22 protein-coding genes are annotated in these 21,644 nt (G+C 70.5%); 9 read left to right on the top strand and 13 right to left on the bottom strand.

Annotation, left to right across the window (positions count from 1 at the left end; all coding sequences use genetic code 11):
* Window positions 1–14: 14 nt before the first annotated feature.
* From ACY34K_RS03715 to ACY34K_RS03685, 7 genes are all read right to left on the bottom strand, one after another.
* Window positions 15–650, bottom strand: a complete 636-nt coding sequence (locus tag ACY34K_RS03715; RefSeq protein WP_462743502.1) for a contact-dependent growth inhibition system immunity protein — start codon at window positions 648–650, stop codon at window positions 15–17.
* An 11-nt stretch (window positions 651–661) separates the two neighbouring features.
* Window positions 662–973, bottom strand: a complete 312-nt coding sequence (locus ACY34K_RS03710) for an RNase A-like domain-containing protein (protein ID WP_462743499.1) — start codon at window positions 971–973, stop codon at window positions 662–664.
* Window positions 973–1,623, bottom strand: coding sequence for a hypothetical protein (locus ACY34K_RS03705; protein WP_462743496.1), 651 nt, complete (start codon window positions 1,621–1,623; stop codon window positions 973–975). The genes ACY34K_RS03710 and ACY34K_RS03705 overlap by 1 nt, the downstream gene beginning before the upstream one ends.
* Window positions 1,624–1,637: 14 nt before the next feature.
* Complete coding sequence (locus tag ACY34K_RS03700; RefSeq protein ID WP_462743493.1) at window positions 1,638–3,359, bottom strand: RNase A-like domain-containing protein; 1,722 nt, start codon at window positions 3,357–3,359, stop codon at window positions 1,638–1,640.
* Window positions 3,359–3,658: a WXG100 family type VII secretion target gene (locus ACY34K_RS03695; RefSeq protein WP_462743490.1), complete on the bottom strand. Its 300-nt coding sequence runs from the start codon at window positions 3,656–3,658 to the stop codon at window positions 3,359–3,361. Before ACY34K_RS03695 ends, ACY34K_RS03700 begins: the two co-directional genes overlap by 1 nt.
* 35 nt (window positions 3,659–3,693) lie before the next feature.
* Window positions 3,694–4,083, bottom strand: coding sequence for a WXG100 family type VII secretion target (locus ACY34K_RS03690; protein WP_462743486.1), 390 nt, complete (start codon window positions 4,081–4,083; stop codon window positions 3,694–3,696).
* 88 nt (window positions 4,084–4,171) lie between these two features.
* The gene (locus ACY34K_RS03685) at window positions 4,172–5,362 is read right to left on the bottom strand and encodes a class I SAM-dependent methyltransferase (protein WP_462743483.1); all 1,191 of its coding nucleotides are present in this window, start codon (window positions 5,360–5,362) and stop codon (window positions 4,172–4,174) included.
* 82 nt (window positions 5,363–5,444) lie between these two features.
* Between ACY34K_RS03685 and ACY34K_RS03680 the strand changes: the two genes are divergently transcribed.
* The 3 genes from ACY34K_RS03680 (at window position 5,445) to groL (ending at window position 8,627) form a co-directional block, all read left to right on the top strand.
* Window positions 5,445–6,377 carry a polysaccharide deacetylase family protein gene (locus ACY34K_RS03680; protein WP_462743480.1) on the top strand — a complete coding sequence of 311 codons (933 nt, stop codon included), beginning with the start codon at window positions 5,445–5,447 and terminating at the stop codon, window positions 6,375–6,377.
* A 219-nt stretch (window positions 6,378–6,596) separates the two neighbouring features.
* Window positions 6,597–6,905 carry a co-chaperone GroES gene (gene groES / locus ACY34K_RS03675; protein ID WP_010471835.1) on the top strand — a complete coding sequence of 103 codons (309 nt, stop codon included), beginning with the start codon at window positions 6,597–6,599 and terminating at the stop codon, window positions 6,903–6,905.
* Window positions 6,906–7,004: 99 nt separating this feature from the next.
* A complete protein-coding gene (gene groL, locus ACY34K_RS03670) occupies window positions 7,005–8,627 on the top strand; it encodes a chaperonin GroEL (protein ID WP_462743476.1) in 1,623 nt (540 codons plus the stop codon).
* Between the two features lie 257 nt (window positions 8,628–8,884).
* On the opposite strand, the gene ACY34K_RS03665 is transcribed toward groL, so the two are convergent.
* Complete coding sequence (locus tag ACY34K_RS03665; RefSeq protein WP_462743472.1) at window positions 8,885–9,658, bottom strand: SDR family NAD(P)-dependent oxidoreductase; 774 nt, start codon at window positions 9,656–9,658, stop codon at window positions 8,885–8,887.
* A 10-nt stretch (window positions 9,659–9,668) separates the two neighbouring features.
* On the bottom strand, window positions 9,669–10,331 hold the full coding sequence (locus tag ACY34K_RS03660) for an MOSC domain-containing protein (RefSeq protein WP_462743468.1): 663 nt from the start codon (window positions 10,329–10,331) through the stop codon (window positions 9,669–9,671).
* A gap of 80 nt (window positions 10,332–10,411) precedes the next feature.
* On the opposite strand from ACY34K_RS03660, the gene ACY34K_RS03655 reads away from it, so the two are divergent.
* On the top strand, window positions 10,412–11,314 hold the full coding sequence (locus ACY34K_RS03655) for a LysR family transcriptional regulator (RefSeq protein WP_462743465.1): 903 nt from the start codon (window positions 10,412–10,414) through the stop codon (window positions 11,312–11,314).
* A gap of 99 nt (window positions 11,315–11,413) precedes the next feature.
* Here ACY34K_RS03655 and ACY34K_RS03650 read toward each other — a convergent pair whose 3' ends face one another.
* Window positions 11,414–11,734, bottom strand: a complete 321-nt coding sequence (locus ACY34K_RS03650; protein WP_462743462.1) for a WhiB family transcriptional regulator — start codon at window positions 11,732–11,734, stop codon at window positions 11,414–11,416.
* Window positions 11,735–12,124: 390 nt separating this feature from the next.
* Here ACY34K_RS03650 and ACY34K_RS03645 point away from each other — a divergent pair, with 390 nt between their 5' ends.
* The 4 genes from ACY34K_RS03645 (at window position 12,125) to ACY34K_RS03630 (ending at window position 16,489) form a co-directional block, all read left to right on the top strand.
* Entirely contained in the window at window positions 12,125–12,736 is a 612-nt protein-coding gene (locus ACY34K_RS03645; RefSeq protein ID WP_003948568.1) for a response regulator transcription factor, read from the top strand.
* A gap of 233 nt (window positions 12,737–12,969) precedes the next feature.
* Entirely contained in the window at window positions 12,970–13,557 is a 588-nt protein-coding gene (locus ACY34K_RS03640; protein WP_462743459.1) for a sigma-70 family RNA polymerase sigma factor, read from the top strand.
* Between the two features lie 189 nt (window positions 13,558–13,746).
* Window positions 13,747–15,249, top strand: coding sequence for an IMP dehydrogenase (gene guaB / locus ACY34K_RS03635; RefSeq protein WP_462743456.1), 1,503 nt, complete (start codon window positions 13,747–13,749; stop codon window positions 15,247–15,249).
* A gap of 115 nt (window positions 15,250–15,364) precedes the next feature.
* On the top strand, window positions 15,365–16,489 hold the full coding sequence (locus ACY34K_RS03630) for a GuaB3 family IMP dehydrogenase-related protein (RefSeq protein WP_462743453.1): 1,125 nt from the start codon (window positions 15,365–15,367) through the stop codon (window positions 16,487–16,489).
* A gap of 110 nt (window positions 16,490–16,599) precedes the next feature.
* Here the strand turns inward: ACY34K_RS03630 and ACY34K_RS03625 are convergent, their stop codons facing one another.
* Both ACY34K_RS03625 and ACY34K_RS03620 read right to left on the bottom strand, forming a co-directional pair.
* Window positions 16,600–17,088: a hypothetical protein gene (locus ACY34K_RS03625; protein WP_462743450.1), complete on the bottom strand. Its 489-nt coding sequence runs from the start codon at window positions 17,086–17,088 to the stop codon at window positions 16,600–16,602.
* A 131-nt stretch (window positions 17,089–17,219) separates the two neighbouring features.
* On the bottom strand, window positions 17,220–18,461 hold the full coding sequence (locus tag ACY34K_RS03620) for a nucleotide sugar dehydrogenase (RefSeq protein WP_462743447.1): 1,242 nt from the start codon (window positions 18,459–18,461) through the stop codon (window positions 17,220–17,222).
* A gap of 225 nt (window positions 18,462–18,686) precedes the next feature.
* Here ACY34K_RS03620 and ACY34K_RS03615 point away from each other — a divergent pair, with 225 nt between their 5' ends.
* Window positions 18,687–20,393, top strand: coding sequence for a glycerol-3-phosphate dehydrogenase/oxidase (locus ACY34K_RS03615; protein WP_462743444.1), 1,707 nt, complete (start codon window positions 18,687–18,689; stop codon window positions 20,391–20,393).
* 75 nt (window positions 20,394–20,468) lie between these two features.
* On the opposite strand, the gene ACY34K_RS03610 is transcribed toward ACY34K_RS03615, so the two are convergent.
* Window positions 20,469–21,518 (bottom strand): serine hydrolase domain-containing protein, encoded by a 1,050-nt coding sequence (locus ACY34K_RS03610; protein ID WP_462743441.1) that lies wholly within the window; start codon window positions 21,516–21,518, stop codon window positions 20,469–20,471.
* Window positions 21,519–21,644 lie beyond the last annotated feature (126 nt).

Raw genomic sequence — 21,644 nt, 5'->3', positions numbered from 1 at the left:
CGCGCCGCCGGCCGTCAGCGCAGGCGTGCGGCCAGCTCGGCCAGCCACGCTCCGGGGGTGTACGGGGCGGGCGGGTCGACCTCCATGCCGAGTTCCGCCAGCGCCAGCGCGTAGTCCGGCTCGTCCAGCGGGAGGGTGAGCAGATCGTGCAGCTCGCCCGTGAGCTGGGCGATCAGACCGGCGTCGGTGCCGTCCAGGTAGTCCTGGAGCGCGGCGTCGTGGTCCTCGAACTCGTCCGGCATGTCCTGCGAGAACCAGCCTCCGAGGAACTGCGCCAGCTCCGGGAAGCGGGCGTGCCACTCCCAGCGCGTCTGCGGGGTGGCGGGCGGTGGTGCCTGCCCCGTCTCGACGCTCTCCTTGAGCCGGTCGGCGAGCCGGACCAGCCACGCCTGGATCTCGGCGTCGGGCAGCCCGACGTCCGGTACGGGGTAGAACTCGCCCAGTCGCAGCCTCAGCCGGCCCGGCGGGTTGTCGGCGTACTCGCGCAGCTGCTCCTCGGCGATCGCGATGGCCCAGGGGCGGGTGCGCCAGGTGTGGCGGAGGTAGGCGGTGAGCGCCTCGTCGTTGTCGGCGGTCAGGCCCATGTGGGCCCGGACGACCTGGTCGAGCTCGCCGTACTTGCGGTCGTGCTCGCGCGGCTTCAGGGACACGGCTGCTGCCTCTAGAGGTAGATCGGGAAGGTGGCGTGGACGGTGAAGCCGTGCGGGCTCGCCGTGTCGCGCTTGAGCACCACCCGGGCGGCCCGGACGTCGACGGCGTCGCGCCCGGCCAGCATCATCGCCTGGAGCAGCACCCGCCCGACCGGCTCGGGCCGGGACGGCCACGCCGCCTCGATGGTCAGCCGCTGTCGCGTCGACTGGGCGAGCCATCGGTGGATGAGCTGCTCGTTGGCGGTGACGACCTGCTGGGTGGCCCACTGGGCGGCGGCGCGGTCGGGGTAGGTGGCGGAACGGTTCCGGGTGACGGCGGTCATCAGTGCTCTCGCTGCATGTGGTCGTTGAGGGTCTCGATGAGTTCGCGGAGGCGGTCTCGGGTGGCGAAGGACAGATGCGGTCGCAGTCCGTCCGCCGAAGGGAAGAGGACCAGGGCGCGCTGCGCCTCAGTGGTGTAGGCGGCTGCCCGTTCGTGGCAGAACGGGTGCTCGTTGGTCAGCACCGACCGGGCGACGTCCGCGAAGGGCCGGTCGCCCTCGTCCATGAGGATCGCGTCGAAACCGAACAGATGGGGGAACAGCTGCAGGAATTCCCACCCCGCCATGGGCAGTTGGTCGTAATCGGGTGGCCCTTCGCGGTTCGCGATCCGCACCAATTCCGCCAACGTGCGCAGATACTCGGCCGGGTCCATGCCGCCTGCCGCGCGCGCGGCCTTCTCGCGGAATTCCGGCGGGAAGGTGTGCAGTGCACCCAGGCGCTCGACGGATTCCGCGGCGAAGTCGAGCACACCGGCCCCGGCGAGCACCGAGCAGTTCCAGTGCGCCACCCAGTCGGTGCGGACGACACGTACGTACCGCTGGAGCTCCGTGTCCAGGGACAGCTTCCCACCGGACTCCTGCGCCGCGATGGCGATGTCGAGGAGCCGCAGTGCCGGACCGTCCGAGAACAGTGACATCGGAGACGGCTGCATGTGACGTACCTCTCTCACGGGCCCTTGTGCGGCATGGCGGTGAGCACGATGAAGGGCGGCTCGAGACCCTCCTTGTAGATGAGACGGACCTGAACCCAACTCTTGTCCTCGGCCTTGGCGCTCATCCCGTCCTGAGCATAGTCGTCACGAGAGACGCTCCGGCCGGTCACCTGTCCTGGGAATTCCAGATAGACCGGGGGCTGGATCTCCGACTTGTTCGGATCGTAATTGGGATTGTTCTTGATCTTCTTCTCGGTGCTGTCGATCCAGTCCGCGATCCGGTTCTCGTTCGCATCGTTCTGGAGGGCTGCCTGAGTGAACTTCTGAGCGGAGGCGAGGTCCGTGAACGTGGACGCGGCCGGCGCGCCTGCCTGGTCCCGCAGGCGCATCCTCAGCTGCTCGTCCGTCAGACCGACGTGTTTGTCGATCGGGTGACTGTCGTACAGGCCTTCCTGGCTCGCCAGGTCGATCGGATAGTAGATGTTGTCCGGGTCTTCACCCGGGACGCTGAAGCGGTGCTCCCGCTTGAAGTCGTTCAGTGCCCGTGCGCCGAACGCCTGCGCCCGCGCCGCTTCGGAGCGGTAGGTCGGCGCCGCTCTGTGGGCCTCGTTCAGCGGCTCCATGAGTGCCTTGAGCTGCGGCACCAGGCCGTTGACACGGTTGTTGTACTCGTTGACGACCGCATTGAGCCGGGCGGTGTCGATGTTCAGCGTGATCTCCACACTGAGTTCCGCCGCACCCTTCACCAGGCCCTTGAGGAAGCGGCCGGCGGTCTTGGCGCCCTCCTTGACGTCGTCCATGCCGACACCGTCGCTGAGGTCGATCTTGCCAACGGCCTCGCGCACGGCCTCCATGTAGATGTCCCAGACCTTGCCATTGAGGTCGACGGCGGCCTCGGCGAAGTCGTAGAGCAGGTCGCTGATCTTCATGGCGGTGTCGAACAGCACGGTCATCACGGGGTGCGTGGCACCCGCCTGCGCGGAGGCCGAGTCGTGCTTCCACTGGTATCCCGCCGTGGACGTGCCCCACGCCGTCGTTCCCCACAGCGAGCTGCAGAACTGCCGCATGGCGTCGTGCCACTCGCTGTTGGTCTGCTGGGTGATGCTGCTGACCTGCCCGGTCAGCGCACTCTCCGTCATGGAGAGTGTGATGGTCATGTCCCGCCAGGCTTTGGACAGTGAGTTGAGGTAGTGCTGCTGGGGATAGGGGTAGACCTCCGCGACTTTGCCCCAGCGGAACGCGTGCTTGAGCACCGGGCGGATCACATCCCACACGACTTCGGGAATGCACTCCAGGATGCTGCGCAGCCAGCCGTCGCCGCCGTCGTCGTCCCCCCATTTCAGATCGGGGACCTTGCCGTAGTCGGGCTCCTTGTCGATGACCTTCGGCTCGGGCTGTACGACGGCCTGCTTCTTGCCCGTCGGGTCTGCGGCGGCCTCCGCCTTGGAGTAGTTGTTGGCTGTGGTGGTGAAACCGACGGCGGCGCCTCCGATGCTCACCACACTCTTGGCCCACACGTCCAGGAAGCGGTTGCCCGCCTCGACGTATGCCGCCGCGAACGCCTGCGGGGCTGTGCCGTAGCCGCCCGCGTCGGGATATTTCTCCAGGTTGCTCACAAGGTCCTTGGCGGCCTTGCTGTACATGGGCTGCTGTCCGGCGAAGCCGCCGGAGACCCGGTGCAGATCGGAGGGTTTGACGTCGATGGTGCCGTTCTGGGGCGGCGGAGGGGTACCCATCAGGCACCTCCCCAGCCGCGCAGCACGGCACGGTGTGCCTCGGCGTAGTTGGCATGGCCGGTGGTGACCACCTCGTGGAGCCACGCCTGGGCGGCCTGCAGATCCTCCATCTGCCGGTCCCATTTGTCGAGCTCGTCGACGAAGGCGTCGCGCGCCTCGCCCTGCCAGGTCAGTACGACTTTCTCGGTGCGGGTGTAGAGCGTTTCGAGTCTCTCGTTGAGCTGCCGGAGGATGTCCTCCAGCTCGCCCGCCAGCTCGCGCAGCGTGGCGAAGCTGACGCCTATGTGGTCGTCATCCATGCGAAGTCCCCGTTGTGTATGCCATGCGTCGTGCGTCAGATGTCGAGAATGCGACTCGTGGGCGTCGGTGGCGCTGTGCTCTCCGACAGCTCGCGAGCCTCGCGCTCCACGTCCACCTGGCTCTCGGCCTTGCGCATGCGCCTCAGGTTGTCGAGCTCCTGTTGACTGAAGCCGTCCCGGCTCATCCGCATGGCCTCCTCCAGGACGAGCAGCGTTTCCCGGATGCGTACGGCGTCCTCGGCGGCGCCCCGGTGCAGTGCCCGGTACCCCTTGGCCGCCTCGCCCTTCCAGCCCGCCTCGATGCGGTCGACGATCGCGTCCATCCGCCGCACCTGGCTGTCCAGATGACGCTGCATCTCGTCCAGGTCCTTCGTGAGACGCGTCAGATCGTCGTCCTTGACGTCGAGATTTGCGTTCTCCACCATGAGTCCCCCTCCTCGGCGCGCCCCTCGCACCCTAGCAACGCGGCCTGCCGACATGGCGGTTGCAAATGGTCGGGCTCTGTGAATCCGACTACACAGGCCGTCCCACCAGCATCGTCGGCGCCCCCGCCACCCTCGTCAGGAACACCGTCGCCGCGTTCGGTCCCTGTGGCTTGACCTTGCGGCGCAGTTCCTCCGGTTCCACCGCCGAGCCGCGCTTCTTGACGGTCAGTACGCCGACCTCGCGCTCGCGCAGCAGGGCCTTGAGCTTCTTCACGTTGAAGGGCAGCCGGTCGGTGATCTCGTACGCGGTGGCGTACGCCGTCGGCCGCAGTTCGTCCGCCGTGATGTACGCGATGGTCTCGTCGATCAGACCGCCCGACAGCTCCTCGGCCACCTCGGCGACCAGGTGCGCGCGGATGACGGCGCCGTCCGGCTCGTACAGGAAGCGGCCGACCTCGCGCACCTGCGGGTCGGGCAGGCCCCGGCCGGTGAGCGAGCGCGGGCCCGGCAACAGCGTCGCGGTGATCGTGCCGGGGTGTGTGCCGAACCAGAGCACCGCCTCCTTCACGTCCCCGCCGTCCGAGATCCACTCGGCCGCGGCCTGGGGCGGCACGGTCTCGTGCGGGATGCCGGGGGCGATTTTCAGGGCGGCGTGCGGGGCCCGGAGAGCGGCCTCGATCGCCCAGGACAGCGGCGGCGAGTAGGCCTCCGGGTCGAAGATCCGGCCGGCGCCGCGGCCCCGGCCGCCCCGCCGGGCCGGGTCGACGAAGACGGCGTCGTACGGCGTGGTGTCGATCTCCGTCACATCGGCGCAGCGCACCTCGACCAGGTCCGCGAGGCCGAGCGCCTCGGCGTTCGCCCGGGCGACCTCGGCGGTGAGGGGGTCCCGGTCCACCGCGAGCACGGAGAGCCCGGCGCGGGCCAGGGCGATGGCGTCACCGCCGTTGCCGCAGCACAGGTCGGCGACGGTGCGCACGCCGAGGCGCGCGAAGGCGGCGGCCCGGTACGCCGCGACCGACGCCCGGGTGGCCTGCTCGACGCCGTGGGGCGTGAAGTACATGCGGTACGCGTCCTCGGGCCCGAACTTCGGCTCCGCCCGCTGGCGCAGTCGGGCCTGGCCCAGCGCCGCCGAGACCAGCTCGGCCGGGTGGTCGCGGCGCAGCCGGGAGGCGATGGCCAGCTCCTGCGCCGGGTTGTAGTCGCGCAGGGCGGTGAGCAGTTCCCGGCCCTCGTCGGTGAGCAGGGCGCGGAAGGAGGACACGTCGTTCACGCGGCCCATTGTGGGCCAGCCGGGGGATGGTGCACGCCGGGCGGCGGTGTCGGCCGGGTGACGGGGCGTGGCGCTGACAGGATGCGACGCCATGCAGCTTGTACGACAAAATCCTTATAAGGGTGCCAATCGGGTGAGGCTGGTCCTCGCCGCGGTGCTGGCCGCCGCCATCGGCTCGGGCTGCTCCGCCGAGCCCGCGGACCGAGGCGAGCCGGCGGGCGGCAACGTCAAGCCCGCCGCCGGTCAGCCGCAGCGGGAGCCGGGGGCGGCCGGCGCCCTCACCGCGTACGTGGAGAAGATCAGGCGCGCGCAGGCCGCACGAGCGGTCGCCGCGAAGAAATGGGGCCTGAAACGGACCCCGCTGCCCGCACCCCCGCCTCCCGACGTGAAGCCGAAGATCACCTTCCGTAAGGGCTTCGGGGTCGGCGACCCGACCCTCCCGCCGGTCTTCACCACAGTGCCGACCAAGCAGCGCGTCGTCTTCCTGACGATCGACGACGGCGCCGAGAAGGACCCCGACCTGCTGCGGATGATGAGCGACATGGGCATCCCCTACAGCGCCTTCCTCAGCGACTACCTGGTCAAGGAGGACTACGGCTACTTCGAGCGGATGCAGGGCCGGGGCGTGACCCTCCACAACCACACCCTCAATCACCGCTACATGCCCGCCCTCTCCTACTCCGAACAGAAGCGCGAGATCTGCGGACAGCAGGCCACCATCGAGAAGCGGTACGGCAAGCGCCCGACGCTCTTCCGCCCGCCGTACGGCAACTACGACAAGGACACCCTGCGCGCCGCGCGGTCCTGCGGCGTCAAGGCCGTCCCCCTGTGGGCGGCCGAGGCGTTCCCCGACCACATGGAGTGGCGGGAGTGGGACAAGGACCTGCACCCCGGCGACATCATCCTCACGCATTTCCGCGGCCGGGGGGACTGGAAGGGCACGATGCCGGACATGATCCGGCACGTGATGAACGTGGTAACCGCCAAGGGATACGCGGTCGCCAGGCTGGAGGACTACGTCTGAGTGGTGTGCGCCGTGGACCCTCCGTACCGCGACGCGGCTCGCGCGATTGGCACTCCGCTTGACCGAGTGCTAATCGCGGCCATAGTCTCGGCTCTGGCACTCCCCACTGGAGAGTGCCAACACAGCGACGGGCAGGTCCGGCACCCGCGACGACGGATCCACCTGGTCGCCACCTCAGACAGTTAACCCCGTGAGATCTCCGAAGGGGGAGGTCGGATCGTGACGACCACCAGCTCCAAGGTTGCCATCAAGCCGCTCGAGGACCGCATCGTGGTCCAGCCGCTCGACGCCGAGCAGACCACCGCCTCTGGCCTGGTCATCCCGGACACCGCGAAGGAGAAGCCCCAGGAGGGCGTCGTCCTCGCCGTGGGTCCGGGTCGCTTCGAGAACGGCGAGCGCCTGCCGCTCGACGTCAAGACCGGCGACATCGTGCTGTACAGCAAGTACGGCGGCACCGAGGTGAAGTACAGCGGCGAGGAGTACCTCGTCCTCTCGGCTCGCGACGTGCTCGCGATCGTCGAGAAGTAATTCACCGAAGCAGATGCTTTGAGCTGCGCCCCTGACCCCGCACCGGGCGTCCAGGGGCGCAGTTCGTTCAACGAATTCCGAGAGGGCTGAACCGCTCCCATGGCGAAGATCCTGAAGTTCGACGAGGACGCCCGTCGCGCCCTTGAGCGCGGCGTCAACAAGCTTGCCGACACGGTCAAGGTGACGATCGGCCCCAAGGGCCGCAACGTCGTCATCGACAAGAAGTTCGGCGCACCCACCATCACCAACGACGGCGTCACGATCGCCCGCGAGGTCGAGATCGAGGACCCGTACGAGAACCTCGGCGCCCAGCTGGTGAAGGAGGTGGCGACCAAGACCAACGACATCGCTGGTGACGGCACCACCACCGCCACCGTCCTGGCCCAGGCGCTCGTCCGCGAGGGTCTGCGCAACGTCGCCGCCGGCGCCTCCCCGGCCGCCCTGAAGAAGGGCATCGACGCCGCGGTGAAGGCCGTCTCCGACGACCTGCTCGCCACCGCCCGCCCGATCGAGGACAAGACCGACATCGCCGCCGTGGCCGCGCTCTCCGCGCAGGACCAGCAGGTCGGCGAGCTCATCGCCGAGGCGATGGACAAGGTCGGCAAGGACGGTGTCATCACCGTCGAGGAGTCCAACACCTTCGGCCTGGAGCTCGACTTCACCGAGGGCATGGCCTTCGACAAGGGCTACCTGTCCCCCTACATGGTCACCGACCAGGAGCGTATGGAGGCCGTCCTCGACGACCCGTACATCCTGATCCACCAGGGCAAGATCTCCGCGATCCAGGACCTGCTCCCGCTGCTGGAGAAGGTCATCCAGGCCGGTGGCTCCAAGCCGCTGCTGATCATCGCCGAGGACGTCGAGGGCGAGGCCCTGTCGACGCTGGTCGTCAACAAGATCCGCGGCACCTTCAACGCGGTCGCGGTCAAGGCCCCCGGCTTCGGTGACCGCCGCAAGGCGATGCTCGGCGACATGGCCGCCCTCACCGGCGCCACCGTCATCGCCGAGGAGGTCGGCCTCAAGCTCGACCAGGCCGGCCTCGACGTGCTCGGCTCCGCCCGCCGCGTCACCGTCACCAAGGACGACACCACGATCGTCGACGGTGGCGGCAACAGCGACGACGTGCTCGGCCGCGTCAACCAGATCAAGGCCGAGATCGAGACCACGGACTCCGACTGGGACCGCGAGAAGCTCCAGGAGCGCCTCGCGAAGCTGGCCGGCGGCGTGTGCGTGATCAAGGTCGGCGCCGCCACCGAGGTGGAGCTGAAGGAGAAGAAGCACCGTCTGGAGGACGCCATCTCCGCGACCCGCGCCGCGGTCGAGGAGGGCATCGTCTCCGGTGGTGGCTCCGCGCTGGTCCACGCCGTCAAGGTGCTCGAGGGCAACCTCGGCAAGGAGGGTGACGAGGCCACCGGTGTCGCCGTCGTCCGCCGTGCCGCCGTCGAGCCGCTCCGCTGGATCGCCGAGAACGCCGGCCTCGAGGGCTACGTCATCACCGCGAAGGTGGCGGAGCTCGACAAGGGCCAGGGCTTCAACGCCGCGACCGGTGAGTACGGTGACCTGGTGAAGGCCGGCGTCATCGACCCGGTCAAGGTCACCCGCTCGGCCCTGGAGAACGCCGCCTCCATCGCCTCCCTCCTCCTCACCACCGAGACCCTCGTGGTCGAGAAGAAGGAAGAGGAGCCGGCGGACGCGGGCCACGGTCACGGCCACGCCCACTGACGCTCACGGCTGAACGCCGAGGCCCGGTGCCCCCGTCGCGGGGGCACCGGGCCTCGGCCGTGCCGGGCCTCGGCCGACCCCGGGGCGGCCCACGCCTCGCCGGTTCTCGGGCCGTGCGCGGCCGACAGCTGTCCCCGCCTCCGGACTCCACCCTCCGGACTCGGCCCTCCGGATCCCACCCTTCGGATGACCGAGCCGTGAGAACGCCGATCCTCCGGTCGGAGCCGCTCAGCGGCTCCGTTCGCGCGGGCCTTCCGCTAGTTCGGCCCGTATGTGCGGCCCGCCCGCGAGCTCACCCCGCCGAGCAGGCCGCGCGGCGCCAGCTTCACCAGACCCATCAGCGCCTTGTACCGCGGGTCGGGGATCGACAGCGTCTTGCCCCGGGCCAGGTCCGTCAGCGCGTCGCCGACCAGCTTGTCGGCGTCCAGCCACATCCAGCCCGGGATGTTGTCGGTCCCCATCCCCGCCCGCTGGTGGAACTCGGTACGCACGAAGCCCGGGCACAGCGCCATCAGCCGCACACCGCTGCCGGCCAGATCGCGCGCCGCGCCCTGGGTGAACTGCACGACCCAGGCCTTCGACGCGCCGTACGTGCCACGCGGCACGAACGCGGCCACCGAGGCGACGTTCACCACGCCGCCCCGCCCGCGCTCGCGCATCGCCGCCGAGGCCGCGGCCGTCAGCCGCAGCACCGCCTCGCAGTGCACCTTCAGCATCCTCAGCTCGTCGGCCATCGACACTTCGAGGAAGCGGCCCTTGTTGCCGAACCCGGCGTTGTTGATGAGCAGGTCCACCGGCCGCCTCGGGTCGGACAGACGCGCCTCGACCGCAGCGATCCCGTCCTCCTCGGAGAGGTCCGCGGCCAGCACCTCCGCCTCGATCCCGTGCCGGTCGTGCAGCTCGGTCGCCTGCTCCCGCAGGCGTTTCACGTCCCGGGCCACCAGCACCACGTCGCGGCCGTCCGCCGCCAGCCGCCGCGCGAAGGCGGCCCCGATCCCCGCCGTCGCGCCCGTAATCAGTGCAGTCGTCATACGCGGCACGTTAGTGCTTCCGCGCGACGTACTTGAGCGCGGCCTCGCGGACGTCCGGGGGCAGGTCGTCGCCGGCCGCGAGCGTGCGCGGCAGCAGCTCGCGCCGGAGGGTGGAGCCGCGGAACACGAGATCGAGGGACACGTCGTGGTCGGGGCGGTGCACGATCCGCACCGCGTCGTCCGCGCGGATCTCGCCGGGCTCCAGGACCTTGAAGTAGGCGCCGGAGCGGGCCCGTTGGGTGAACCGTTTGACCCAGCCCTTCTCGCCGAGCCAGCCCGCGAAGGTACGGCACGGCAGGCGCACGTGGCTCACCTGGAGCAGCGCCGAGCCGACCCGCCAGCGCTCGCCGATCAGCGTGGCGTTGAGGTCGATGCCGGCCGTGGTCAGGTTCTCCCCGAACGAGCCGTTGGCGAGGGTGCGGCCCAGCTCGGCCTCCCAGTGGTCCAGTTCCTCGCGCGCGAAGGCATACACCGCCTGGATGCTCCCGCCGTGGAAGCGGAGGTCGCAGACCGCGTCCCCGGCCACCCCGCTGCCGCCCTCGCCCCGGGGCCCGGGGTCCGAGACCCGGACCGGCCCCTCCGTCGGCCGCTTGTCGATACCGGTCTCCCCGGCGGGAGCGTCGGTGTACCCGGCGGCCTTCGGCCGTCCCACATTCACGGTCAGAACCCTCATGCACGGCACGCTAACGCGAACGTCTCAAAGGAGTGGGCGGGGATCTCGCGACATGTCCAAGCAAGGCTTATATTCAGAGGGTGATCGAAGCTCGCCACCTCCGGGTCCTGCGCGCCGTGGCCGCCACCGGCTCCTTCTCGGCGGCCGCGCGGGAACTCGGCTGCACCCAGCCCGCGGTCAGCCAGCAGATGAAGGCCCTCGAGTCCTCTGCGGGCACCCCGCTGCTCATCCGCACGGGGCGCGAGATGCGGCTGACGCAGGCGGGAGAGGCCCTCGTGCGGCACGCGTCCGGCATCCTCGCCGGGCTGACCGCCGCCGAGGAGGAGATCGCCGCCATCGCCGGGCTGCGGGCCGGCCGCGTCCGGCTGGTGTCCTTCCCCAGCGGCAGCTCCACCCTGGTCCCGACGGCGCTCGCGGCCCTCCGCGCCGCGCACCCCGGCACGCGGGTGTCCCTGGTCGAGGCCGAGCCGCCGCGCTCGGTCGAGATGCTCCGCGAGGGCGACTGCGACGTGGCGCTGGCCTTCCGCTACCGCCCCAGCGCCGGGGAGTGGGACGACCTGGTCGTGCGGCCCCTGCTGGCGGACCGGCTGGTCGGCCTTGTCCCCGAGGGCCACCGCCTCGCCGACGCCGAGGCCGTCGGCATCCGCGAACTGGCCGACGAGTCCTGGATCGCCGGCTGTCCGCGCTGCCGCCGCGAGCTGGTGGACGTGTGCGAGGCGGCCGGTTTCACCCCCCGGATCGACTTCGCCACCGACGACTACCCGGCCGTGGTGGGGCTGGTCGGCGCGGGGCTCGGTGTGGCCGTCCTGCCCGAACTGGCCATCGAGTCGGTACGCCCGAGGGGCGCCCGGACGGTCGCCGTGGAACCCGCGGTGGAGCGGGAGATCGTCGCCCTCACCCTGCCGGACCTCGCCCAGGTGCCGGCGGTCGCGGCCACCCTCGACCGGCTCACGCGCGCCGCGGCCCGCGCGCCGCGGCCCTGACCTCCGGCGCGAGCGCCCCCGGAGCGGCGCCGCAGCCCCCGGACGCACGACGGGGTGACCCGCCACGCGCGGGCCACCCCACTGTGCAGAAACGTTCCTTCAGGTGCGCGCCGCCGATGCCGCGGTCGCGGTGATCAGGCGGTTGCGCGCCCGCCCCATGAGCTCCTCGCGCTCGTCCTCCGTGAGGCCGCCCCATACGCCGTAGGGCTCCCGCACGGCCAGTGCGTGGGCCGCGCACTCCGCGCGGACCGGGCACCGCATGCAGACCTCTTTCGCCGAGTTCTCGCGCGCGCTCCGTGCGGCGCCGCGCTCTCCCTCGGGGTGGAAGAAGAGCGAACTGTCGACCCCTCGGCAGGCCGCAAGGAGCTGCCAGTCCCACAGGTCGGCGTTGGGTCCGGGAAGGCGGGAGAAATCTGCCATAGCGCATGTCCCCTTGAAACCGGTGCTGAGCGGATAGCTGGGCCGATACAGCCACGACGGTACAACTACTGTCTAAGTAGATGTAAATATGACTCATTGCGAATCTAGCCACAGACACCGACAAAGTGAAGGAAAAGCCGCTAAATGGGGCATAGCTGTGAGTGAAGCATTGGTGACCTGCGTCGCTCTCCTCTGTACGCGCTCCCTCACGTAGAGTGCCGGACGGGGTGGGGGCACCCGTAACTCTTTCGAGTGACCATCGTTGAGAGTGCGGAGGCGGTTGAAAGAACAAGCGCTCGGGCAAATGTCCGGGGGCGTCAACCGCACAGGTGACGACACGTACACAGCCTGGAGGCCCAAGGTGACGCGCATCAGCTGCGGAGGACGGTCATGACATCCGTCCTCGTCTGCGACGACTCCCCGCTTGCCCGAGAAGCGCTCCGCCGCGCCGTTGCCACCGTGCCCGGCGTCGAGCGCGTGACGACCGCGGCCAACGGCGAGGAAGTCCTCCGCCGCTGGGGCGCGGACCGCTCGGACCTGATTCTGATGGACGTACGCATGCCCGGTCTGGGCGGCGTGGAGACCGTCCGCCGGCTGCTCTCCGCGGACCCCGGCGCCCGCATCATCATGCTCACCGTCGCCGAGGACCTGGACGGGGTGGCGCTCGCCGTCGCCGCCGGGGCTCGCGGCTATCTGCACAAGGACGCCTCGCGGGCCGAGCTGCGGGCCACGGTCACGCAGGCGCTCGCCGACCCGACCTGGCGGCTCGCCCCGCGCCGGCTCCGCTCGGCCGAGATGGGTGCGGCGCCCACCCTCACCGCCCGCGAGATCCAGGTCCTCGAAGGTATGAGCCACGGCCGGTCCAACGCGGAGATCGGCCGCGAGCTCTTCCTCTCCGAGGACACGGTCAAGACGCACGCCAGGAGGCTCTTCAAGAAGCTGGGCGCATCGGACCGGGCGCACGCGGTCGCGCTCGGATTCCGCTGGGGCCTGGTGCGCTAGGGCGTGACCGTATCGATCCCCGTCCGCCGCCCGGCGGACGGGGCGGCGGACGCCCGATATCTGTTTCCGGCCCGATGCCGCATCCTTGAAGGGTGGAGTTCCTCGGGGACGAGTCGATCGAGCGGGAGGGGAGGGCGCAGGGGATGACTTCCGGCGCACCTGCTCATAACGCTTCGGTGCACAACTACGGACGCGGTGCCACGGACCGGCAGCCGCCAAGGCACCATGGACCGATGCGCGACGACGAGGCGGCGACTGCCCAGGGGGCCATCGGTGCACTCGTACACCGTGCCGTCGAAGGCGACGAGCAGGCCACTCATGACCTGCTGGCCCATGTCCACCCGCTGGCCCTGCGGTACTGCCGCACGCGGCTGAACCGGCTGCCCGGTGACGCGCGCCACTTCGTCGAGGACCTCGCCCAGGAGGTCTGCGTCGCCGTTCTGATGGCCCTGCCCCGGTACCGCGACACCGGACGCCCCTTCGAGGCGTTCGTGTTCGCCATCGCCGGGCACAAGGTCGCCGACCTGCAGCGAGCCGCCATGCGGCACCCCGGATCGACCGCCGTGCCCTCGGACGAGATGCCCGAGCGGCCCGACGACTCGCTCGGTCCCGAGGAGCGGGCGCTGCTCAGCGACGACGCGGAATGGGCCAAGCGGCTCCTCGCCAACCTCCCGGAGAACCAGCGCGAGCTGCTGGTGCTGCGGGTGGCGGTCGGGCTCACGGCCGAGGAGACCGGCCAGATGCTGGGGATGTCGCCCGGCGCCGTACGGGTCGCCCAGCACCGGGCGCTCAGCCGGCTGAGGGCGCTCGCCGAGCAGTGAGCGGCCCCGCCGGCGGTGGGGTGCGCCCCCACCTACGGTGAGCCGCTCGGCGCAGGGCGTCACCCGTTCGAGGGATGGCATACGTGTGAACACACAAATCTCGTGGGTGATCTTGCTCGTGGAATGAGACACCGCCGCAGCCCGTTAGCATGGACATCCGCACCGATCAAGGCCATTGGGGAAGGTGTCATGACTGCCAACGTCGACGGAGTGCCCGAGAAATTCGCGACACTCGGGCTGACCTACGACGACGTGCTGCTGCTGCCCGGCGCGTCCGACATGGCGCCCGACCAGATCGACACTTCCTCGTACATCTCCAAGAACGTGCGGGTGAACATCCCGCTGCTGTCCGCCGCCATGGACAAGGTCACCGAGTCCCGGATGGCCATCGCCATGGCCCGGCAGGGCGGCGTGGGTGTCCTGCACCGCAACCTCTCCATCGCCGACCAGGCCAACCAGGTCGACCTGGTCAAGCGCTCCGAGTCCGGCATGGTCACCGACCCGATCACGGTCGGCCCGGACGCCACGCTCGCCGAGGCCGACGCCATCTGCGCGAAGTTCCGCATCAGCGGCGTCCCCGTCACCGACCGGGCCGGCAAGCTCCTCGGGATCGTCACCAACCGCGACATGGCCTTCGAGACCGACCGCAGCCAGCAGGTGCGGGACGTCATGACCCCCATGCCGCTCGTCACCGGCAGGGTCGGCATCTCCGGCGTGGACGCCATGGAGCTGCTGCGCCGCCACAAGATCGAGAAGCTGCCGCTCGTCGACGACTCCGGCATCCTCAAGGGCCTCATCACCGTCAAGGACTTCGTCAAGGCGGAGAAGTACCCGAACGCCGCCAAGGACAAGGACGGCCGGCTGCTCGTCGGCGCGGCCGTCGGCGTCGCGGGCGACGCGTTCGAGCGCGCCCAGGCGCTGATCGAGGCGGGCGTCGACTTCATCGTCGTCGACACCGCGCACGGCCACTCCAAGCTGGTCGGCGACATGGTCGCCAAGATCAAGTCGAACTCCGCGGTCGACGTCATCGGCGGCAACGTCGCCACCCGCGACGGCGCCCAGGCCCTGATCGACTCCGGCGTGGACGGCATCAAGGTAGGCGTCGGACCCGGCTCGATCTGCACGACGCGTGTCGTCGCCGGCATCGGCGTCCCCCAGGTCACCGCCATCTACGAAGCCTCCCTCGCCGCCAAGGCGGCCGGCGTCCCGGTCATCGGCGACGGTGGCCTGCAGTACTCCGGAGACATCGCCAAGGCCCTGGTCGCCGGTGCCGACACGGTGATGCTCGGCTCGCTGCTCGCGGGCTGCGAGGAGTCGCCGGGTGAGCTGATGTTCATCAACGGCAAGCAGTTCAAGTCGTACCGCGGCATGGGCTCCCTGGGGGCCATGCAGTCCCGCGGCGAGCAGCGCTCCTTCTCCAAGGACCGGTACTTCCAGGAGGGCGTCGCCTCCGACGAGAAGATCGTCCCCGAGGGCATCGAGGGCCAGGTGCCCTTCCGCGGCCCGCTCTCCGCGGTCGTCCACCAGCTGGTCGGCGGCCTGCGCCAGTCGATGTTCTACGTCGGCGGCCGGACCGTTCCGGAGCTCCAGGAGCGCGGCCGCTTCGTCCGGATCACGTCGGCCGGCCTCAAGGAGAGCCACCCGCACGACATCCAGATGACCGTCGAGGCGCCGAACTACAGCAGGAAGTAGCGACAGGCACCGCACACACGCGTGCGGGGCGGCTCCGGCATGTGGCCCGAGCCGCCCCGCACGCGTGTGTCGGCGATACTGGTAGGCGCAGACGTAGAGGGAAAGGCCACACATCGTGACTGAGATCGAGATCGGGCGCGGCAAGCGCGGCCGCAGGGCGTACGCGTTCGACGACATCGCCGTCGTACCGAGCCGGCGCACCCGGGACCCGAAGGAGGTCTCGATCGCCTGGCAGATCGACGCCTACCGGTTCGAGCTGCCGTTCCTGGCCGCCCCCATGGACTCGGTGGTCTCCCCGCAGACCGCGATCCGTATCGGTCAGCTGGGCGGCCTCGGCGTGCTGAACCTCGAGGGCCTGTGGACCCGGTACGAGGACCCGCAGCCGCTGCTCGACGAGATCGCCGAGCTGGACGAGGCGACCGCGACCCGCCGTCTGCAGGAGATCTACGCCGCTCCGATCAAGGAGGAGCTGATCGGGCAGCGCATCAAGGAGGTGCGCGACTCGGGCGTGGTGACCGCCGCCGCGCTCTCCCCGCAGCGCACCGCGCAGTTCTCCAAGGCCGTGGTGGACGCCGGCGTCGACATCTTCGTCATCCGAGGCACGACCGTCTCGGCCGAGCACGTCTCCGGCGCCGCCGAGCCGCTGAACCTGAAGCAGTTCATCTACGAGCTGGACGTGCCGGTCATCGTCGGCGGCTGCGCGACCTACACCGCGGCCCTGCACCTGATGCGCACGGGCGCGGCGGGCGTGCTCGTCGGCTTCGGCGGCGGCGCCGCGCACACCACCCGCAACGTGCTGGGCATCCAGGTCCCGATGGCCACGGCGGTGGCCGATGTCGCGGCCGCCCGCCGGGACTACATGGACGAGTCCGGCGGCCGTTACGTGCACGTCATCGCGGACGGCGGTGTCGGCTGGTCCGGCGACCTGCCGAAGGCGATCGCGTGCGGCGCCGACTCGGTGATGATCGGCTCCCCGCTGGCCCGCGCGACCGACGCACCCGGAAAGGGCCACCACTGGGGCATGGAGGCCGTCCACGAGGACGTGCCGCGCGGCAAGCTGGTCGACCTGGGCATCGTCGGTACGACCGAGGAGATCCTGACGGGCCCCTCGCACTCGCCGGACGGGTCGATGAACTTCTTCGGTGCGCTGCGCCGGGCGATGGCGACGACGGGCTACAGCGAGCTCAAGGAGTTCCAGCGCGTCGAGGTGACGGTGGCGGACGCGCAGCACAAGCGCTGACCGCGTTCCGCAAGGACATGACGAGGGGCCCGCACCGGACGGTGCGGGCCCCTCGTCATGTCCTTGCGGTGCCGGCGTCACGCCGCTGCGGCCGCTGTTCAGCAGCTGTGTCAGGCGTTGGCCTTCTTGGCGCCCGCGAAGGCGGTGATCGCGCCGATGGCGAGGAAGACGTACGTCATGGCGTCCGCGGCTTCCTTCCACACGTCGGTCAGGGCACCGAAGTCCTCGAAGAAGATCTCGGTGGCGGAGCCGCCGCCGAGCTTGCCGAGGATGACCGAGATGGCGATCAGCTGGCCGAGGTACACCGCACCGGCCGAGAAGACGGCCGCGACGACCGGGAGAGCGGGGTTGCGCCCGCCGACCTTGGCGGCGGCGAAGCCGACCAGGAAGCCGACACCGATCGCGGCGTAGCCGATCTCGCGCTCGATGGCACCACCGATGGCGCCGTACGCGCCGGCGGCGACGAGGGCCGCGACGAGCGCGGCCACCAGGCCGAGGGCGATGTTGTTGCGCGCGGGCGCCGGCGCCGGGGGCGCGGGGTACTGGGCGGCGGGGTCGCCGGCGAACGGGTTGCCGGACGGCGGTACGGGCTGGCTCATGCTGAGGAATCCCCCTGGGAGAATGCACGGTTATGCCGTGCTTGTGCACGGATAAGTTCCGTGTGAAGTAGCGGCCCGGAGACTAGCAGGCCGATACGACAATCCGATGGGGGATTTCCTGGAGCTGTTGTTCAGAGCCGGTGCGCGGCTCCGGCCGGGGTCGCCCCGCGGGTGTCCAGGAGGAGTTGCGCCTTCACCGCCAACCCCTGCAGGTCGTAGGTGCGGTGGTGCTGGAGCAGCACCGTGAGGTCGGCTCCGGCCGCCGCTTCGTAGAGGGAGTCCGCGCGGGGAACGGGCAGGTCACGGACGCGCCAGTCGGCGACGTACGGGTCGTGGTAGCTGACCACCGCGCCCATGTCCATCAATCGGCGGGCGATCTCGGTGGCGGGGGAGGCCTCCTGGTCGGGCAGGTCCGGCTTGTAGGTGACGCCGAGCAGCAGCACGCGCGCGCCCCGCACGGACTTGCCGTGTTCGTTGAGCAGGGTGGCGCAGCGCTGGATGACGTACTGCGGCATGCGCTCATTGACCTGGCTCGCCAGCTCGACCAGCCGCAGCGGACGGTGGCTGCCGATGGTGTCGACGGGGACGCCGTGGCCGCCGACACCGGGGCCGGGGCGGAAGGCCTGGAAGCCGAAGGGCTTGGTCTCGGCGCACCGGATGACGTCCCACAGGTCGACGCCGAGGTCGTGGCAGAGCACGGCCATCTCGTTGACCAGGGCGATGTTGACGTGCCTGAAGTTGGTCTCCAGCAGTTTGACGGTCTCGGCCTCACGCGGCCCCCGGGCCCGTACGACCTTGTCGGTGAGGCGGCCGTAGAAGGCGGCGGCCGCCTCGGTGCAGGCGGGGGTCAGGCCCCCGATGACCTTGGGGGTGTGGGCGTAGGGGTGGGTGCGGTTGCCCGGGTCGAGGCGGCAGGGGGAGTGGGCGAGGTGGAAGTCCCGGCCGGCCCGCAGGCCGGAGCCCTCTTCGAGCAGGGGGCGCAGGAAGTCCTCGGTGGTGCCGGGGTGTACGGGCGATTCGAGCACGACGGTGGTGTTGGGGCGCAGCCGTGCGGACAGGGTCCGGGCCGCGTCGGCGAGCGCCGTGAGGTCCGGCGTGCGGTCGGCGCCGAGTGGTGTGGGCGAGCAGATGACGGCGGTGCGGACCCGGCCCAGTTCGGCCGGGTCGGTGGTGGGCCGGAAGCCCCCCGAGAGCATCCGGCGGGTTTCGGAGGCGGTGAGGGAGCCGTCGGCCGGGGTGCGTCCGGCGGCCAGTTCCCTCACGGGGCGGGGATCGGTGTCGTAGCCGACGGTGCCGATCCCGGCGGCCGTGGCGGCCTGGGCCAGGGGCAGTCCGAGCTGGCCGAGGCCGATGACGGCGAGGTCTGCGGGCATGGGTCGTGGGCCGTCCTTCCCAGTAGCCGGAGGGGACGAGTTCCGCAAGTCCTGTGGGCAGAACGAGCGGGGCGCAATGTCAGACTAGGCGTAAATATGACCGTTATGCGGCATTGCAAGGCTATGGACGCCCGAGTGTTGTCCACAGGCGGTGGCTGAAGTCGTGGCACGGGGACAGAATCGAGTCTGTGAGCCCGACCACACGGGGGATGACGGGAGGCAGCGGTGAGGACAGCGACACTGGGACCCGCCGAGCGCGCCGAGGCGCTGGCGGCCATGGCCGAACGTGAGCTGGACGTGTTGGTGGTCGGTGCCGGCGTGGTCGGTGCCGGTACCGCCCTCGACGCGGCGACACGGGGACTGGCCACCGGTCTGGTGGAGGCGCGTGACTGGGCCTCGGGGACGTCGAGCCGCTCCAGCAAGCTCATCCACGGAGGGCTCCGCTATCTGGAGATGCTGGACTTCGCCCTCGTGCGCGAAGCGCTCAAGGAGCGCGGACTGCTCCTTGAGCGGCTGGCCCCGCACCTGGTCAAGCCCGTGCCGTTCCTCTATCCGCTGCAGCACAAGGGCTGGGAGAGGCTCTACGCGGGATCGGGCGTCGCGCTCTATGACGCGATGTCCGTCTCGTCGGGCCACGGGCGCGGGCTGCCCGTGCACCGCCATCTGTCGCGGCGCCAGGCCCTGCGGGTGGCGCCCGCGCTCAGGAAGGACGCGCTCGTCGGCGCCCTGCAGTACTACGACGCGCAGATGGACGACGCGCGCTATGTGGCGACGCTCGTGCGGACCGCCGCGAGCTACGGCACACTCGCCGCGAGCAGGGCGCGGGTCATCGGTTTCCTGCGCGAGGGCGAGCGCGTGGTCGGTGCCCGGGTGCAGGACGTGGAGGCGGGCGGTGAGTACGAGGTCCGGGCCAAACAGGTCGTCAACGCGACCGGAGTGTGGACGGACGACACACAGGCGCTGATCGGGGAGCGCGGGCAGTTCCATGTGCGGGCCTCGAAGGGCATCCACCTGGTCGTGCCCAAGGACCGGATCCACTCGACCACCGGATTGATCCTGCGGACCGAGAAGTCGGTGCTGTTCGTCATCCCCTGGGGGCGGCACTGGATCGTCGGCACCACGGACACCGACTGGGACCTGGACAAGGCCCACCCGGCGGCGTCCAGCGCCGACATCGACTACCTGCTGGAACACGTCAACAGCGTGCTGGCCGTCCCCCTCACCCGGGACGACGTCCAGGGCGTGTACGCGGGTCTGCGGCCGCTGCTGGCGGGCGAGTCCGACGCGACCAGCAAGCTGTCACGGGAACACACGGTCGCCCATCCGGTACCCGGACTGGTCGTGGTGGCCGGCGGCAAGTACACCACCTACCGGGTGATGGCCAAGGACGCGGTCGACGAGGCGGTCCACGGCCTCGACACGCGGGTGGCGGCCTGCGTCACCGAGGACGTGCCGCTGCTGGGCGCCGAGGGGTATCGCGCGCTGTGGAACGCGCGGGCGCGCATCGCGGCCCGGACAGGTCTTCACGTCGTCCGCGTGGAGCACCTGTTGAACCGGTACGGCTCGCTCGTGGAGGAACTGCTGGAGCTGATCGCCGCCGACCCCTCGCTCGGCGAGCCGCTGGCCGCGGCCGACGACTACCTGCGGGCCGAGGTCGTCTACGCCGCGTCGCACGAAGGCGCCCGGCACCTCGACGACGTGCTGACCCGGCGGACCAGGATCTCGATCGAAACGTTCGACCGGGGCACGCGCAGCGCCAGGGAGTGCGCGGAGCTGATGGCGCCGGTGCTCGGCTGGGACGCGAGCCACATGGACAAGGAGGTCGAGCACTACGAGAAGCGGGTGGAGGCGGAGCGCGAGTCCCAGCTCCAGCCGGACGACCTGACGGCGGACGCGGCACGGCTCGGCGCCCCGGACATCGTGCCGATCTAGGGTGCGGGTTTCGAAAGCGGCGTCGTCCGCCCGGAGGGCGGGGCCCCCGGCCGGACGGGGCTTTCGCAACACGCCCTAGCGGCAGAACTCGGCTTCGAGGAGTGCCGATTCGAGCCTGTCCACGGCGCCGTCGGCAAGGTTGTCCGTGTTGATACGGAAAGTGACGGTGTGTCGGCCATTGGGGGTGGTGGCGGTCCGTACATAGCTGCCCGTGATGTGCCCGTTGTGGCCCCACACCGTGCGCCCGCAGGACAGTCGGCTCGGGTAGACGGCCATGCCGTAGGCGCCGTGCGCGGCACGCGTGTCGAGGAGCTCGCGCAGCTGGGGCGGGGAGAGGAGACGGCCGCTCAGGAGAGCGGCGTAGAACCGGTTCAGATCGTCGAGCGTGCTGATCAGCTCGCCCGCCGCACCCGCGGTGCGCGGGTCGATGACCGTGACGTCGTGGCCTTCCGCGTCGTAGGCGCGGCCGTGCGGGGCGGGCAGGGTGGCGACGGAGCCGGGAAAGGAGGTTCCGGTCAGTCGCAGGGGGGTGATGATGCGGCGGCGGGCCTCGGCCGCGTACGGGCGGCCGGTGACCTCTTCGACGACCAGGCCGAGCAGGACGTAGTTGGTGTTGGAGTACGCGTACGTGCCGACGGGGCCCGGTGGGCGGGCCAGCGCCGCCCGGGCGGCGTCCCGCGCGGGATGGCCGGGCTCGGCGTCCTGGCCGGTGAAGTCGGGCAGTCCGCTGGTGTGGGTCAGCAGGGTGCGCAGGGTCAGGTGACGGTCCGGCGGGCCGGGAAGGATTCCCGGGAGGTGACGCGCGACGGGATCGTCGAGGCTCAACCGCCGCTCGCCGGCCAGCTGGAGGACGATCGTGGCGACGAAGGTCTTGGTGATGCTGCCGGCCCGGAAGTGGTCGGCGCGGTGGATGCCCGGCCCCGTCGTCCGGAAGCGGGGGGCGGCCGGTGAGGTGGAGAGCAGCGCGGCGGCGGGGGCCCGGCCCTCGGAGACGAGGCGCGACAGCACGGCGGAGGAGGGTGCGGCGGCGGGTGGTTCGGACGGCGCGCCGGACAGGATGCCGACGCCCAGCCCGAGCAGCGTCATGACCAGGGGAGCGGCGGTCCGAGGCCGGAGCAGTGGCATGGTGGGGTCCCTTCCTCCGGCCCCATCCTGGCGGACGTCGGACCCGGGAGAACCGCCGGTCCCGGAGTGAGAGACAATGGACGCTCTTCCAGGGCGGGTTACCGCATCGCGCGGAAGCGGCAGGCG

The organism is Streptomyces sp. STAM6, from assembly GCF_054963715.1.
Note: the sequence above shows the minus strand (reverse complement) of the source record. Positions and strands in the feature narration are given on the sequence as shown.